Source organism: Streptomyces sp. SLBN-31 (assembly GCF_006715395.1).
Taxonomy (GTDB): Bacteria; Actinomycetota; Actinomycetes; order Streptomycetales; family Streptomycetaceae; genus Streptomyces.
Window position 1 is genome coordinate 1 of sequence record NZ_VFNC01000003.1, and the last position, 14,065, is coordinate 14,065.

A 14,065-nucleotide genomic window follows, 5' to 3' on the forward strand; every position below is an offset into this window, starting at 1 on the left:
GGCGGCCGAGTTCACCGCGATCATGGGCCCCTCCGGGTCGGGCAAGTCCACGCTGATGCACTGCGTGGCCGGCCTCGACACCTTCTCCTCGGGATCCGTGCGCATCGGCGAGACCGAGTTGGGCTCGCTCAAGGACAAGCAGCTCACCAAGTTGCGCCGGGACAAGATCGGCTTCATCTTCCAGGCGTTCAACCTGCTGCCGACGCTCACGGCCCTGGAGAACATCACCCTTCCGATGGACATCGCGGGCCGCAAGCCGGACAAGCAGTGGCTGGAGCGGGTCATCGAGATGGTGGGCCTGCGCGACCGGCTCGGCCACCGCCCCTCCCAGCTCTCCGGCGGCCAGCAGCAGCGCGTGGCCGTCGCCCGGGCCCTCGCCTCCAGGCCGGACATCATCTTCGGCGACGAGCCGACCGGAAACCTCGACTCCCGCTCCGGCGCCGAGGTCCTGGGCTTCCTGCGCAACTCCGTTCGGGAGCTGGGGCAGACGGTCGTGATGGTGACCCACGACCCGGTGGCGGCGGCGTACGCGGACCGGGTGGTCTTCCTCGCGGACGGACGGATCGTCGACCACATGTACGGCCCCACCGCGGAGTCCGTCCTGGACTTCATGAAGCAGTTCGACGCGAAGGGCCGTACCAGCTGATGTTCCGCACCGCCCTGCGCGACGTGCTTGCGCACAAGGCCAGGCTGTTGATGACCGTGCTCGCCGTCATGCTCGGCGTCGCGTTCGTCTCCGGGACCCTGGTCTTCACCAACACCATCTCCGACGCCTACCAGAACAGTTCGGCCAAGGGCTTCGACCGGGTCGACGTCGCCGTGTCCGCCAAGTACCAGGAGGACAAGGGCAACACGATCAGCAAGACGCCCGAGCTGACCCAGGCCATGCTCGACCGGAGCGCGAAGGTGCCGGGCGCGGCCTCCGCGGTCGGCGTCGTGAACGGCTTCACCGCCATCGCCGACAAGCACGGCAAGCTCATCGGCGGCGGCTTCCAGTCGCAGGGCGGCAACTACTGGGGCGACAAGGACGCCCGTACCCGCTCAAGGCCGCAGCGCTCCGCACGGCGCGAACCAGGTCGCCATCGACGCGAAGACGGCCGAACGCGCCGGGTACAAGGTCGGCGACACGGTCCGCCTCTCCGTCGACGGCCCGGTCCTCACCCCGACGATCAGCGGCGTCTTCACCACCGACGACGGCAACGTCGCCGGCCGGCGGCAGCCTCGCCCTGTTCGACACGCCACCGCCCAGAAGCTGTTCGGCAAGCCCGGCACGTACGACGAGATCGACGTGAAGGCCGCCGCCGGCACCTCCCAGGCCGGCGCTGAAGGCCGGGCTGGACAAGGCGCTTGGGCACGGAGCGGGTGGAGACCACCACCGGCCAGAAGCTCGCCGACGACCAGGCCGAGCAGATCTCGTCCTCGATGAGCGGGCTGAAGCAGGGCCTGCTGGTCTTCGCGGCATCGCGCTCTTCGTCGGCACGTTCATCATCGCCAACACCTTCACCATGCTGGTCGCCCAGCGCACCCGGGAACTCGCGCTGATGCGCGCGGTCGGCGCCTCGCGCCGCCAGGTCACCCGTCGGTGCTTGATCGAGGCGTTCGTGGTCGGCACGGTCGCGGGCGTCACGGGCCTGGTCGCGGGCATCGGCATCGGCGCCGGTCTGCGCTCGCTGATGGGCACCCTCGGCGCCCAACCGTCCCGGACGGGCCGCTGGTCATCACGCCGGGCACGGTCGCGAGCGCCCTCGTGGTCGGCATCGTCATCACCATGCTGGCGGCCTGGCTGCCCGGCCGCCGGGCCGCGAAGATCCCGCCGGTCGCCGCGATGAGGCAGCATCCACGCCCAGGCGACGACCAAGTCACTGGTGCTGCGCAACACCCTGGGTGCGCTGTTCAGCGCCGCGGGCGTCGCGGTGGTGCTGGCCGCCACGACGATGGACGGCTCGGACGGTCAGGCCCCGATGGGTCTCGGCGCGGTCCTGCTGATCATCGGCGTCTTCATCCTCACGCCGCTGCTGTCGCGCCCGCTGATCGCGGCCGCCGCGCCGGCCTTGCGGATCTTCGGTGTCGCGGGCAAGCTGGCCCGCCAGAACTCGGTGCGCAACCCGCGCCGCACCGCGGCCACCGCGTCCGCGCTGATGATCGGACTCACCCTCATCACCGGCATGACGGTGATGGCGGGCAGCCTGCAGAAGTCGATCGACAAGATGGCCTCCGCCGCGATCAGGGCCGACTACGTGGTCTCCATGGCCAACGGCAACTACCTCTCGCCGGACGTCGACCGGAAACTGAACGCGACCGGTGGGGTGACCGCCACCAGCCCGCTGCGCAACGTCTACTCGCGCATCGACGGCACGGGCGAGTCCCTGACCGGGGTGAACGGCGCCGCGATCGGCGAGCTGACCGACCTCAAGGTCGACCAGGGCACCTTCAAGGTGGGCGGCACGCAGGTCGTCGTCGACGAGGACACCGCCAAGTCGCACGGCTGGAAGGCCGGTTCGGCCTTCACCGCGCACTACGAGGACGGCAGGTCCTCCCGCCTGACGGTCTCCGGGGTCTACGAGGGCAACGAGCTGATCAGGGGCATCCTGCTGGACAAGGCCGTGGTCACCCCGCACATGACCGACCCGGGCGACATGCAGGTCCTGGTCCGGACGGCCGACGGGGCGTCGAGCGCCACGAAGGACAAGCTGGAGAAGGCCCTCGGAACCAACCCGGCCATCAAGGTCCAGAGCAAGCAGGACCTGTCCAACGACATCGCGCAGATGTTCACGCTGATGCTGAACATGCTCTACGGCCTGCTGGCCATGGCGGTGATCGTGGCCGTCCTCGGCGTCATCAACACCCTGGCCATGTCGGTCTTCGAACGCTCGCAGGAGATCGGCATGCTCCGCGCGATCGGTCTCGACCGCAAGGGCATCAAGCGCATGGTGCGCCTGGAGTCCCTGGTCATCTCCCTGTTCGGCGGGGTGCTCGGCATCGGCCTGGGCGTCTTCTTCGGCTGGGCGGCCGGCGAGCTGCTCGGCACGAAGATGGCGACGTACGAACTGGTCCTGCCCTGGGCGAGGATGGCCGTCTTCCTCCTCCTCGCGGCGACGGTCGGCATCCTGGCGGCCCTGTGGCCGGCCCGGCGCGCCGCCCGCCTGAACATGCTGACGGCGATCAAGTCGGAGTAGCGGTACGCCACGAGGGGGCCCCGTCCGACGCTCGGACGGGCCCCCTCGTACGTACTCCCGGGCGCTTCTACGCGGGATCCGCACCCCACGTCCGGGCTCGCAGCGGCATCCCGGACCCGCCGTCCTCCGGCGTCCGTACGGCCAGCACCTGGTTGACGCCGATGCGGTTGTGCTCGAAGGCGAGGGCGCAGGCGGCCATGTACAGCCGCCACACTCTGGCCCGCCCGGGCCCGGCAAGCCGCATCGCGCGCGGCCACTGGGCCTCCAGATTGGTCACCCACCGGCGCAGGGTGAGCCCGTAGTGCTCGCGGATGGACTCGACGTCGCGCACCTCGAACCCGGCGCGTTCGAGCTGGGTGACGGTCGTGCCGAGGGGCGCGAGTTCGCCGTCGGGGAAGACGTACGCGTCGATGAACTCGTCGACGTCGTAGGCCGACTCGTCGCCCTGTGGCCGGCGGGCGATCTGGTGGTTGAGCAGCCGTCCGCCCGGCCGCAGCAGCCGGTGCAGGTTCTCGGCGTACTCCAGGTATCGGTCCGCGCCCACGTGTTCGGCCATCCCGATCGACGAGACGGCGTCGTACGGGCCGTCGGCGACGTCCCGGTAGTCCTGCACCCGGATCTCCACCCGGTCGGTCAGCCCCGCGTCGGCGACGCGCTTGCGGGCGTAGGCGGCCTGTTCGTGGGAGAGGGTGATGCCGACGACGTTCACCCCGTGCTCGCGCGACGCGTGGACGGCCATGGAGCCCCAGCCGCAGCCGACGTCGAGGAGCCGCTGTCCCTCCGTCAGACCGAGCTTGCGGCAGACGAGTTCGAGCTTGTCGTGCTGGGCCCGCTCCAGGGTGGCGTCCGGGGAGGGCCAGTAGGCGCACGAGTAGACCATCGAGGGGCCGAGGACGATCTCGTAGAAGTCGTTGCCGACGTCGTAGTGGTGGCTGATGGCCCGTTTGTCGGTGCGCCTTGTGTGCAGGTGCCGGACCTTGCGGACCTCCTCGCGGGGCGGCGCGGGCGGCAGCGGCAGCCCGGCGATCTTCACGAGGCCGCGTACGGCGGCCCGCACCTCGGGGTCCCGCAGCATCTGCGGCAGGCTCCGGGCGTCCTCCCCGCGCTCCCACACCAGCTCCGCCATGAGGTCGAGGGTGGCGTACAGGTCCCCCTCGATGTCGAGGTCCCCGGCGACCCAGGCCCGCGCGAGCCCCAGTTCTCCCGGCTTCCACAGCAGGCGGCGCACGGCGCGGCGGTTGCGCACGACCAGGGCCGGCGCGTCCGGCGGCCCCGCCTGCGAACCGTCCCAGGCGCGGATGCGCACCGGCAACGGCGCTCCCAGCAACTGTTCGACGAGGCTCTTCAGCCGCGACGCGGCGTCGGCCATGGCGCACACCTCCGTGACAGGCGATCCCGGAATGCCCAGCACCACGAAAACAAAACCCGGGCGACTGTGCAGTCCCCCGGCGGCGTCACGAATATGCAAAAAGGTGCAGAGACCATCTACTCGGGTCGCCCATTCGGAGTCCGGACCCGGAGCCCGGACCCGGAGCCCGAACGCCGAAGGACCTCCCGCACCACGGATGGCGGGAGGTCCTTCGGTTCGTTCGGCGACCGGGGTCCGGTCAGGAGGCCTTGGCCTCGGTCTTCTCCTGCTTCGCGGCCGCCGGGACGGGCTTGGCGGCCTCGTAGAACTCCTCGCGCGGGTTCTCCATGGCGCCCAGGGAGACGACCTCGCGCTTGAGGAACATGCCGAGGGTCCAGTCGGCGAAGACGCGGATCTTGCGGTTGAAGGTCGGCATCGCCATGCCGTGGTAACCGCGGTGCATGTACCAAGCGAGACGGCCCTTGAGCTTGATCTTCATCTTGCCCATGACGATCATCGCGACGCCCTTGTGGAGGCCGAGACCGGCCACCGCACCCTTGTTGGCGTGGCTGTAGTCCTTCTGCGGGAAGCCCCGCAGACCGGAGATCACGTTGTCGCCGAGGACCTTGGCCTGACGCAGGGCGTGCTGGGCGTTCGGCGGGCACCAGGCGTTCTCGTTGCCCGCCTTGCGGCCGGCGAGGTCCGGAACCTGGGCGTTGTCGCCGGCGGCCCAGATGTAGTCGGTGCCCTTGACCTGGAGGGTCGGCTCGCAGTCCACGTGGCCGCGGGGGCCGAGCGGCAGGCCGTAGCGGGCCAGCGCCGGGTTGGGCTTCACACCGGCGGTCCACACGACGGTGTTGGAGTCGACCTCGAGGCCGTTCTTCAGCACCACGTGGCCGTCGACGCAGGAGTCCATCGAGGTGGAGAGGTAGATCTCCACGCCGCGGCTCTCCAGGTGCTCCTTGCCGTAGGCGCCCAGCTTGGGGCCGACCTCGGGCAGGATCTTGTCGGCGGCGTCGACGAGGATGAAGCGCATGTCCTCGCGGGACACGTTCTTGTAGTACTTGGCCGCGTCGCGGGCCATGTCCTCGACCTCACCGATGGTCTCCGCACCGGCGAAGCCGCCGCCGACGAAGACGAAGGTGAGGGCCTTGCGCCGGATCTCCTCGTCCGTGGTGGAGTCGGCCTTGTCGAGCTGCTCCAGCACGTGGTTGCGCAGGCCGATGGCCTCCTCGATGCCCTTCATACCGATGCCCTGTTCGGCGAGGCCGGGGATCGGGAAGGTGCGGGAGACCGCGCCGAGCGCGATCACCAGGTAGTCGAAGGGCAGCTCGTACGCCTCACCGACCAGCGGGGAGATCGTGGCCACCTTGCGGTCCTGGTCGATGGTGGTGACGCGGCCGGTGAGGACCTCCGCCTTCGGCAGCACGCGTCGCAACGGGACGACGACGTGGCGCGGGGAGATGTTGCCGGCTGCGGTTTCGGGGAGGAAGGGCTGGTAGGTCATGTACGACCGGGGGTCGACGACCGTGACGGTCGCCTCGCCGTAGCGCATCTTCTTGAGGATGCGCCGAGCTGCGTACAGGCCTACGTACCCACCGCCTACTACGAGGATCCTGGGACGCTCCGTGGTGCTCATGGCATCGAGTATCCACCCGTCTCAGGGGGGTAGCTCGTGCGCCCCTTCACAAGCTCCGACAAGGTGTGTGTTATCCTCCGCGACCCGCGTGACCAAGGTCCTGGCGCGGACCCTCGGGCCAGGTCCGTTACGACCCGTTGTCAATGCCGCGTGAGCTGCCTCTCTGGGCCTCCGGAGGTGCGGTGAGTCCTCCGAAACACCTCTCCTCGAGGGCCTCCGGGACCCCCTTCATACCATGATTCTGAACATGTTCAAGGGGCCGTTGGACCCTCGAAAGGCCCAACCGGGACCGTTTCACGGATCTCGGGGGCGGAATTCCTTGTGAAGAACTTCACGAACTTTCCCGACGACACATAACGGAGGGGCCCGCGAAGGCCCCTCCGGTGCGCTCATACGCTATCCGACCTGCTCGTCAGAGAGCTACCTATCGGTAACAAACGAGACCTACGCCACCGACCACGCGATGCCGTCGAGGATGTCGTGCTCGCTGACGACGACCTCCTCGGCGCCCGTCCGCTCCATGATCGACAGCAGGACGAGGGCCCCGGCGGCGATGACGTCCACGCGTCCCGGGTGCATGGACGGCACGGCCGCCCGCTCGGCGTGGGTGGAGCGCAGCAGCCGGTCGGTGATCTCGCGGACGCGCTCGCGCGAGACGCGGGAGTGGTGGATGCGCGCGGAGTCGTACTCGGGCAGCTCCTGGGCGATGGCCGACACGGTGGTCACCGATCCGGCGAGCCCGACCAGCGTCCGCGCCTCGCCGAGCGGCACCGTCTCCTCCGCGAGGTCCAGGGCCCGCTCGATGTCGGCCCGCATGGCCGCGATCTGCTCCTCGGAGGGCGGGTCGGTGACCGCGCCGTCGACCACGAGGTGCCGCTCGGTCATCCGCACACAGCCGACGTCCACCGAGCGGGCCGCCCGCACGTGGTCGTCCCCCACGACGAACTCGGTCGACCCGCCTCCGATGTCCACGACCAGGTAGGGCCGGGCGAGGTCGTCGCGGCCCTTGAGTTCCTTGGTCGCCCCCGTGAAGGAGAACTCCGCCTCCTGCTCACCGGAGATCACCTCGGGCTCGACGCCGAGGATGTCGACGACGCCCTGCACGAAGTCGTCCCGGTTGGAGGCGTCCCGGGAGGCCGAGGTGGCCACGAAACGGACCTTCTCGGCGCCCAGGTCGCGGATCACCTCCGCGTACTCCCGGCAGGCCGCGAAGGTGCGCTCCAGCGCCTCCGGGGCCAGCCGGCCGGTGCGGTCCACGTCCTGGCCGAGCCGAACGATCGTCATGCGCCGGTCCAGCTCCAGCAGTTCGCCGGTGCCGGGGTTGACGTCGGCGACCAGCAGCCGGATGGAGTTGGTGCCGCAGTCGACCGCGGCGACCCGGCTGAAGCCCCTGGGCGTCATCGGCCGGGCCGAGAAGAAGCCGCTGCGGACCACGGTCGGGTCCTCCTCGGCCTCCTCGCCGGGGAACTCGTCCGCCGGGTCCGGTGCCGCCAGCGGCTGCACGCACGGGCCCTTGAGCCACCACTCGGGGAGCATCGCGATGGCCTCGTCGCCCAGGGGGTTGACGCCCGGGCCCGCGGCCAGGGAGTGGCCCACGAGCACGTGCAGGCACTTCACCCGGTCCGGCATGCCGCCCGCGCTCGGGAAGCCCTCCAGCACCTCGATCTCGTCGCGCCGCCGGATGTAGTCCTCGTGCGCGGCACGGTACGCGGCGGCCAGCTCCGGGTCGGTCCGCAGCCGCTCCGTCATCTCCTTCATGACGCCGTTCGCCTCCAGCGTGCCGATCGCCGAGGCGGCGCGCGGGCACGTCAGGTAGTACGTCGTCGGGAAGGGCGTGCCGTCCGGCAGCCGGGGCGCCGTCTCCACGACGTCCGGTTGTCCGCACGGGCAGCGGTGGGCGATCGCGCGCAGCCCGCGCGGCGGCCGCCCGAGCTGCTGCTTGAAGGCCTCGACGTCGGCGTCGGTGGGCTCGGTGCGCGGGGTGGGCGGCGGAGGCGTTTCCACTGAGAACTGTCTTTCTGGTCAGGTCACTGGTCGGAGGCGTCGGACTTGTCGACCCCGTCCCAGACGTTCGCGTACCACGGGCGGTCGGCGGCGTCCCGTTCGGCGCGCGACCGCTTGGCGCGGTCCGGGTCGACGACGACGTATCCCGTCTCGCCCGGCATCACGTAGTGCAGGCGCTGCCGGATCTGCTGCTCGGCGTAGGAGTCGTCCTGCCAGCGTGCCTTGAGGTCGCGCAGCTGCTCGACCCGCTCCTTGGCCTGCTGCTCCTGGCGCTGCAGGTCGGAGATCTCGGCGCGCTGGGAGACGTACTGCCTTATCGGGTAGGCGAGGGCCACGACGAGGGTGCACAGCACCAGGGCGAGCAGCGCGGCGCGGCCCGTCAGCCGGGAGCGGTGGGCCTGCCGTTTGGTCTGGGAGCGGTAGACCCGGGCCGCCGTCTGCTCGCCGAGCAGTCTGAGCCTGGTCGCGGTGGAGAACCGGTCCCGGTCCTTCACGGCCATGTCCCCGCCTCCCGTTCATGCCGTTCACACGTGCGTACGTCCCCGCACACGGTACGGGACCGGTGCGGGGACGTACGTACGACTGGCTCAGGATTGACCCTTTGCGGCTCAGCCCTTGAAGCGCGGGAAGGCGCTGCGGCCCGCGTACACCGCGGCGTCGTCGAGGATCTCCTCGATGCGCAGCAGCTGGTTGTACTTGGCGACGCGCTCGGAGCGGGCCGGGGCGCCGGTCTTGATCTGGCCGCAGTTGGTGGCGACGGCGAGGTCGGCGATGGTGACGTCCTCGGTCTCGCCGGAGCGGTGGGACATCATGCACTTGAAGCCGTTGCGCTGGGCCAACTCGACGGCGTCCAGGGTCTCGGTCAGCGAGCCGATCTGGTTGACCTTGACCAGCAGGGCGTTGGCGGTGCCCTCCTCGATGCCGCGGGCCAGGCGCTCGGGGTTGGTGACGAACAGGTCGTCGCCGACGATCTGCACCTTGTCGCCGAGCTTGTCCGTGAGGACCTTCCAGCCGGCCCAGTCGTCTTCGAACAGCGGGTCCTCGATGGAGACGAGCGGGTAGGCCGCCACGAGCTCCTCGTAGTACTCCGTCATCTCGGCGGCCGAGCGGTCCTTGCCCTCGAACTGGTACTTGCCGTCCTTGTAGAACTCGGAGGCGGCGACGTCGAGCGCGAGGGCGATCTGCTCGCCGGGGACGTACCCGGCCTGCTTGATGGCCTCGAGGATCAGGTCGAGGGCGTCACGGTTGGAGCCCAGGTTCGGGGCGAAGCCGCCCTCGTCGCCGAGGCCGGTGGCCAGGCCCTTGGACTTCAGCACGGACTTGAGGGTGTGGTAGACCTCGGCGCCCCAGCGCAGGGCCTCGGAGAAGGTCTCCGCGCCGATCGGGGCGATCATGAACTCCTGGATGTCCACGTTGGAGTCGGCGTGCGAGCCGCCGTTCAGGATGTTCATCATCGGCACCGGCAGCAGGTGCGCGTTCGGGCCGCCCAGGTAGCGGAAGAGGGGGAGGTCGCTGGCCTCGGAGGCGGCGTGGGCGACGGCGAGCGAGACGCCGAGGATGGCGTTGGCGCCGAGCGAGCCCTTGTTGTCGGTGGCGTCCAGGTCGAACATGGCCTGGTCGATCAGGCGCTGCTCGGTGGCGTCGTAGCCGACCAGCTCCGGGCCGATCTGCTCGATGACGGCGAGGACGGCCTTCTCGACACCCTTGCCCTTGTAGCGGTTGGGGTCGCCGTCGCGGAGCTCGATGGCCTCGAAGGCGCCCGTGGAGGCGCCGGACGGGACGGCGGCACGACCCGTGCTGCCGTCGTCGAGGCCGACCTCGACCTCGACCGTGGGGTTGCCTCGGGAGTCCAGGATTTCCCGGGCTACGACGACGTCGATGGACGGCACGAGCATCTCCTTCTTGGATGTGACGCTGGTTGTGCGGGGCACATGGGCCTTTCCAGGCCCCACCTCAGCCTTGCGACTAGAGCCTAACCGCCCCGGGGCCATCGGCCAGCCGACCGACCGTCCCGTGGACAAGGACAGACGGTACCTATTGTTCACCCACGGAACAAAGACGGGTGAACACAGCATGTATCCCGGGCGACGACGGACGGGCGACGGGCCTACGCCGGACAGAGAAAAGCCCCGCTCCGGTGCGTACGGGGGAAGACGCACCGGAGCGGGGAGCCCATGGGGACGGGGGTGGCCCTCACGTGCCCCCACTGTGGGGGACACGGATGTGCGGGGCCTGTGGTTCGGCTGTGCCTTACTTCAGGTGCAGCTGCTGACCGGGGTAGATCAGGTTGGCGTCCTCGACGATGCCCTTGTTCAGGTCGAACAGCTTCTTCCAGCCGCCCTTGACCTTGTGCTCGGCGGCGATGGAGCTGAGGGTGTCGCCCTTGACGACCTTGTACTCGCCGTCACCCTTCTTGACCTTCTTGCCGGTCGGGGTGGTGACGGTCTTGGTCGACTTCTTGGCGGCCGGACGCTCGGAGGAGCGGGAGGCCTGCTGCTCGGCGGTCGAGCGGGTGGTGGTGCTGCTCGACGAGCCGGTGGAGGCACCGGCGCCGTTGTAGGCGGCGCTGGACAGGCCCGTGCCGCAGACCGGCCAGGCGCCCTTGCCCTGGGAGGCGAGGACCTTCTCGGCGACGGCTATCTGCTGGGACTTGGAGGCCTGGTTGGCCTGCGGGGCGTACGCGGTACCGCCGTACGCGGCCCAGGTGGAGGCGGAGAACTGCAGGCCGCCGTAGTAGCCGTTGCCGGTGTTGATGGACCAGTTGCCGCCCGACTCGCACTGGGCGACGGCGTCCCACTCGGAGGCGGTGGCGGCGGAGGCGTTGCCGGCCGCCATCAGCGGGGCGGCGATGGCGACACCGGTGACACCGGCGAGCGCGGCAGCGCGGGTGGCCTTGGACGGACGACGGTGCTTGCCCTTGCCGGAAAACAGCATGGTGGATCCCCTCACCGACGCCTGCGAGGTGAGCTGTCGGGTTCGGGCCGGTTGAGTTGCCCGGCCGCGGCCTCGCTCTCGCGAGCCGCGGCTTCACCCCGAGCCACCACCGTCAACCACCCGGTGGGGCACTTACCTTGGGTCCCCCGCTCCTGCCTACGGCGCTGTCAAGCGACGACTGTTCCCGTACGGCCGCTGGCAGGATTCGGCGTTGCGGCAGACGGGGCTCGGGTTGCCGAGCGGTCATGACCGTAGACACGGAATCCGCGGAATTTCAAAGACGATCAGGGCTTCTGAGACTCATCCCACACTTTCGCCAAACCGGACATTCAACGCGAAGCGTGACGTGAACTCCCGCCGTATTTCGCCCTATTCGGCAGGGAGATCCAGGGTCTGACCGGTGAAGATGTGGTTCGGGTCGGTACCGATGGCCTGCCTGTTCGCGTCATAGACGGCGCGCCATCCGCCGTCCACGTCAAGGGAGTCGGCGATGGAGGCGAGAGTGTCCCCGGTGCGGACCGTGTACGAGTCGTGCGCGGCGGCCTTCGCGGCGCCGCCGTCGGCACTCTCGTCGGCACTGGCGCCGCGGTGCTTGCCGGTGCCGGCGGTGCCACTGCCGGTCGTCGCGGAGTCGACGGCTCCGGTGTCGACGAGGCTCCAAGAGCCCAGGGCCTGCTGAGAATTGTCCGACTCGTCACTCTTCGCCCGTCCCGCGGACGAGTCGCCGGCACCCTGGGACGCGCTCGGAGTCGAGGTGGAGGGCGAGGCCGAGCTGTCCGATTTGCTGGACTTGCCACTGGAATGCGAGGAAGAGCCGGGAGAGGCCGAGGGTGAACCGGACGCGTCCGAGGAGGCGGAGTCGCCGGACGAGTCGCTCGACGCGTTACCCGACGAATTGGACAAACCGGTGGAGTCCGAACTGTCAGAAGAACCGGACGAGTCGGATGATCCGCCCCCGATGCCGGTGTCCACGTCGGCCGACCCTGAGTCCTTGCTGAGCCCCGACGTCAGTCCACAGGTGTGGAAAGCGCCGACCCCTTCGGCGTCCAGGAGCTTCTCGGCGACGGCTATCTGCTGGTTGCGGCTGGCCAGGTCGGGCCGGGGGGCGTAGTCGAGGCCGCCGTACTTCTCCCAGTCCGCCTGGGACAGCTTCAGGCCGCCGTAGAAGCCGCTGCCGCTGTTCTCGCTCCAGGAGCCACCCGTCTCGCACTGCGCCACCTTGTCCCAGGTGGTCCCGTCGGCGGCGCTGGCGCCACCCGCGGCGAACAGCGGGATCGCGATGGCGGAGCCGGTCACTCCGGCCGCGACGAGGAGAGCCGGAGCCTGGCGGGGGCGACGGTGACGACCGTTCCCGGAGAGCATGCGGAGGGCCTTTCGCGAGACAGCAGTGACCGCGGCGCGTGAAGCTTGGGCCAAACCTCGCGCCGCTGTTGATCCGTGAACGTAGCGGCTACCGATCACTTGTCACAAGTTAATGCCGCGTAGATCACGTGAAGATCACAGACTTGAGCGCGTGTCACGTTTGCGCGGTCGGACGCGATACGTCGACCGGGGTGAACTCGACCGGGAGCGTGCGGAGTCCGCGCATGATGAGCCCGCCCCGCCACCTCAACTCCCCCGGTTCCCCGGCCAGTCGGAGGTTCGGCAGCCGCGTGAGGAGCGTCGCGAGGGCGGTCTGGCCCTCCAGCCGGGCCAGCGGGGCGCCCAGGCAGTAGTGGATGCCGTGGCCGTATCCCAGGTGCTGGTTGTCGCGTCGGGACAGGTCGAGGGTGTCGGGTTCGGTGAAACGGGCGGGGTCGCGGTCCGCGGCGGCGAGAACGACGAGGACGGGGTCGCCGGCCGCGATGTGCTGTCCGCCGATCGTCAGCGGCTCGGTGGCGAACCGCCAGGTGGCGAGCTCCACCGGGCCGTCGTAGCGCAGGAGTTCCTCGACGCCGGTCTCCAGCAGGCCGCGTTCGCCCGCGGCGAGGGAGCTCTGCAGGCGGGCGCGCTGCTCGGGGTGGGCGAGGAGGGCGAAGGTGCCGTTGCCGATGAGGTTGACGGTGGTCTCGAACCCCGCGAAGAGCAGGATGAAGGCCATCGCCGCGGCCTCGTTCTCGGTGAGGTGCTCGCCGTGGTCGGAGGCTCGGATCAGACCGGAGATGAGGTCCTCGCCGGGGGCGGGGGTGTCCGGGAGGGCGGCGCGCTTGCGGTGGATGAGGTCGGCGAGATAGGCGCGCATCTTCTTCACCGACCGCGCCACCCCGCCCCTGGGCCCGCCCTGATGCCGGATCATCATCCCCGCCCAGTCCCGGAAGTCGTCCTGGTCCTCGCGGGGGACGCCGAGCAGGTCGCAGATCGCATGGATGGGGAGTGGGAAGGCGAACTCGTGGATGAGGTCGGCCTCGCCCTTCCCCGCGAACCCGTCGATGAACCGATCGGTCAACTGCTGTACGCGCGGCGCGAATTCGGCCACCCTGCGGGGCGTGAACGCCTTGGAGACGAGGCGGCGCAGCCGGGTGTGGTCGGGCGGGTCGATGTTGAGCAGATGCGTCATCAACTCGGCCTTGCGCTCACCGGGAATGCCCGTCTTGCCCTTGGCGTGCGCGGGCTCGTCGTGGTGGGCCGGATTCTTGGAGAGCCGGTTGTCGGCGAGGGTCTGCTTGGCATCGGCGTAACGCGTGACCAGCCAGGCCTCGACCCCGCTGGGCAGGGTCGTCCGGTGCACGGGGGCGTGGGTGCGGAGCCAGGCGTAGGCGGGGTAGGGGTTGGTGGCGAATTCCCAGGTGAAGAGGTCGGGGCTCGCGGGGGTGGTGAGCTCCGCCGGGGTGGCGGGCTCCGCCGGGGTGGCGGGCTCCGCCGGGGTGGCGGGCTCCACCGGGGTGGCGGGCTCCACCGGGGTGGCGGGCTCCACCGGGGTGGCGGGGGCGTCGGGCTCGGGGGTCGCGGGTGTCGCGGGCGCGGGGGTGCGGGTCGCTGAGGCCG

Annotated in this window: 12 protein-coding genes, 1 pseudogene and 1 riboswitch; of the genes and pseudogenes, 4 read left to right on the forward strand and 9 right to left on the reverse strand. The window is 69.9% G+C overall.

Annotation, left to right across the window (positions count from 1 at the left end; translation table 11 throughout):
* From FBY22_RS37575 to FBY22_RS46135, 4 genes are all read left to right on the forward strand, one after another.
* The coding region (locus FBY22_RS37575; protein WP_142152657.1) for an ABC transporter ATP-binding protein at positions 1-646 on the forward strand (646 nt) is incomplete at its 5' end.
* A 435-nt stretch (positions 647-1,081) separates the two neighbouring features.
* Positions 1,082-1,426 (forward strand): hypothetical protein, encoded by a 345-nt coding sequence (locus tag FBY22_RS46125; RefSeq protein WP_399212977.1) that lies wholly within the window; start codon positions 1,082-1,084, stop codon positions 1,424-1,426.
* A gap of 79 nt (positions 1,427-1,505) precedes the next feature.
* Entirely contained in the window at positions 1,506-1,829 is a 324-nt protein-coding gene (locus tag FBY22_RS46130) for an FtsX-like permease family protein (RefSeq protein WP_399212601.1), read from the forward strand.
* 36 nt (positions 1,830-1,865) lie between these two features.
* Positions 1,866-3,176: an ABC transporter permease gene (locus FBY22_RS46135; RefSeq protein WP_399212603.1), complete on the forward strand. Its 1,311-nt coding sequence runs from the start codon at positions 1,866-1,868 to the stop codon at positions 3,174-3,176.
* Positions 3,177-3,243: 67 nt separating this feature from the next.
* On the opposite strand, the gene FBY22_RS37585 is transcribed toward FBY22_RS46135, so the two are convergent.
* The 9 genes and pseudogenes from FBY22_RS37585 to FBY22_RS37620 all read right to left on the reverse strand — a co-directional run bounded on the left by FBY22_RS37585 (position 3,244) and on the right by FBY22_RS37620 (position 13,958).
* Complete coding sequence (locus FBY22_RS37585) at positions 3,244-4,545, reverse strand: cyclopropane-fatty-acyl-phospholipid synthase family protein (RefSeq protein WP_142152404.1); 1,302 nt, start codon at positions 4,543-4,545, stop codon at positions 3,244-3,246.
* 238 nt (positions 4,546-4,783) lie between these two features.
* Positions 4,784-6,163 carry an NAD(P)/FAD-dependent oxidoreductase gene (locus FBY22_RS37590; protein WP_142152405.1) on the reverse strand — a complete coding sequence of 460 codons (1,380 nt, stop codon included), beginning with the start codon at positions 6,161-6,163 and terminating at the stop codon, positions 4,784-4,786.
* 444 nt (positions 6,164-6,607) lie between these two features.
* On the reverse strand, positions 6,608-7,564 hold the full coding sequence (locus FBY22_RS45565) for a Ppx/GppA phosphatase family protein (protein WP_260845346.1): 957 nt from the start codon (positions 7,562-7,564) through the stop codon (positions 6,608-6,610).
* Between the two features lie 153 nt (positions 7,565-7,717).
* Positions 7,718-8,167 (reverse strand): annotated as a pseudogene (locus FBY22_RS45830) (DUF501 domain-containing protein); the annotation flags it as partial.
* Between the two features lie 23 nt (positions 8,168-8,190).
* Positions 8,191-8,667: a septum formation initiator family protein gene (locus FBY22_RS37600; RefSeq protein ID WP_142152407.1), complete on the reverse strand. Its 477-nt coding sequence runs from the start codon at positions 8,665-8,667 to the stop codon at positions 8,191-8,193.
* A gap of 108 nt (positions 8,668-8,775) precedes the next feature.
* Positions 8,776-10,062, reverse strand: coding sequence for a phosphopyruvate hydratase (eno, locus tag FBY22_RS37605; protein WP_058924887.1), 1,287 nt, complete (start codon positions 10,060-10,062; stop codon positions 8,776-8,778).
* A gap of 355 nt (positions 10,063-10,417) precedes the next feature.
* A complete protein-coding gene (locus tag FBY22_RS37610; RefSeq protein WP_142152658.1) occupies positions 10,418-11,101 on the reverse strand; it encodes a transglycosylase family protein in 684 nt (227 codons plus the stop codon).
* Positions 11,102-11,104: 3 nt separating this feature from the next.
* Positions 11,105-11,322, reverse strand: a riboswitch (cyclic di-AMP (ydaO/yuaA leader).
* A gap of 148 nt (positions 11,323-11,470) precedes the next feature.
* The gene (locus FBY22_RS37615) at positions 11,471-12,463 is read right to left on the reverse strand and encodes a transglycosylase family protein (protein ID WP_142152659.1); all 993 of its coding nucleotides are present in this window, start codon (positions 12,461-12,463) and stop codon (positions 11,471-11,473) included.
* Between the two features lie 154 nt (positions 12,464-12,617).
* Positions 12,618-13,958: a cytochrome P450 gene (locus FBY22_RS37620; protein WP_142154530.1), complete on the reverse strand. Its 1,341-nt coding sequence runs from the start codon at positions 13,956-13,958 to the stop codon at positions 12,618-12,620.
* Between the last annotated feature and the right edge of the window lie 107 nt (positions 13,959-14,065).